Consider the following 1,697-nt stretch of genomic DNA (forward strand, 5'->3'; position numbering starts at 1 on the left):
AAGTAACTAAATCCGCCAATATACCCAACGAGTGTAATTACCATCATTATAATTGCATCTATCGTCATAACACATTACCTTCTTTCTATATATTATTTACTGTCTTTTGTCATATGTCCTTTTACCGTCTTCTTATTAAAGAACTTGGAAAGTACAATACCCACAATTATTACAACACCAAACTGTAACAGTACTGTTCCTGTGTTATCCTGAATCACAAACGGATTCATCCATGTATCCGGGAACCATTCTTTTGTCTGAAGGAGCCAGTAGCCAACCATGATCGCTACAATAATCGGCATAATGTACATACATGTATTGAAATATACTTTCGGGAAATGAACTTCTGCGCCTTTGGCATTAACATCTTCTGTACGTAATTTTTCAACACCGTATTTCCAAGCAAGGATTGCAATCAACGCACCACTTACTAACAGTCCAAGACCCCATACCCAATCCTGATTGTCAATGTTGTTCAATGACCAGCAGGAGAAGCATCCTACCAGGAAGCCTGCTCCGCAGACACCAACAACGGCTTTCTTACGAGATACTCCAAGGTCAACTACGCATTTAACTCCAACTTCAATCATGGAGAACAACGACGTAATCGCTGCTACTGCAAGTACACCAAAGAAGATGAATGAGATAAATCTTCCACCCGGAATAGTGGTAAACAACTGATAAATGTAAATAAATGTAAGTCCAAAGTTTCCTTGAGCGAGTGCTTCATTTGCAGCCTCCGGTGTGGCTGAAAGTGCACAGATTGCAGGAATTACAACAAGTGCTGAAAGAATTGCTCCAAGGTTATCACCAAGGCCCATAATCAGGCAGCTTGTAGGAACATCTTCATCTTCTCCTACATAGTTCGCATATGTAATAATGAATCCCCAGCCTGCTCCTGTACTCCATGCAGCCTGAATGAATGCCTGAATCCATGTGTTTGGACTAAAAATGTACTCTTTTTTAATTGTGAAGAGATACTGAAGTCCCTGGCTGGATCCGTTTAATGTCATTGCATAAATCGCTAACCCTACGAGGATTAAAAACAATGCCGGAATAGCAACTTTGCAGAATCTTTCAATACCACCTGAAATACCCTGATATACTACAAAACATGCCAGCGCAAATCCTATTGCATGGAATATAATAACCTGCAACGGTGAATCTGTAAACGCTGTCCACAGTGCCGTTGTCGTTTCTGTTGTCAGATTTGGTTTAAATGATGTAACAGAATTAACCGCATATTTTAAACAGTAACCCTGAAGTACACAATAGTAACTCATCAGGAAAAAACATACTGCAGCTACAAAGAAGCCCATCCATGTATATTTCTTTCCACCACAATCACGGAAAGAACCGATACAGCCAAGTCTGGCTTTTTTACCAATCGCCATCTCTGTTGAAAGAAGCGGTACTGCAAAAATCAACATTGCAATTGTCCATGCTAAAATAAATGCTCCGCCGCCATTCGCCGCACATACACGTGGGAAACGCCACACGTTACCTGTTCCGATACACATACCAAGCGCGGCTGCAATATAACCAATGGTACTAAATTTTTCTTGTTTCTGTTCCATAAAATCAACCTCCATTCAATACAACACTATTTTTCAAAGTGTTAAAGATACTTCTGTTTTTCTTTTCTCCATATCTATTATTTTAGTTGTGATTATTTTAACACCCTTTCATTATAATAT

1 protein-coding gene is annotated in these 1,697 nt (G+C 39.4%); it reads right to left on the bottom strand.

Annotation, left to right across the window (positions count from 1 at the left end; genetic code table 11):
* Nucleotides 1–92: 92 nt before the first annotated feature.
* Complete coding sequence (locus JQM82_RS15490) at nucleotides 93–1,577, bottom strand: sodium-dependent transporter (protein ID WP_235251310.1); 1,485 nt, start codon at nucleotides 1,575–1,577, stop codon at nucleotides 93–95.
* Nucleotides 1,578–1,697 lie beyond the last annotated feature (120 nt).

It is taken from the genome of Faecalicatena contorta (assembly GCF_021531995.1).
GTDB lineage: Bacteria > Bacillota > Clostridia > Lachnospirales > Lachnospiraceae > Dorea_A > Dorea_A contorta_A.

Bases quoted from the DNA above. Each gene is read 5' to 3' on its own strand.
- JQM82_RS15490 (WP_235251310.1), bottom strand. From the start codon at position 1,577: ATGGAACAGAAACAAGAAAAATTTAGTACCATTGGTTATATTGCAGCC.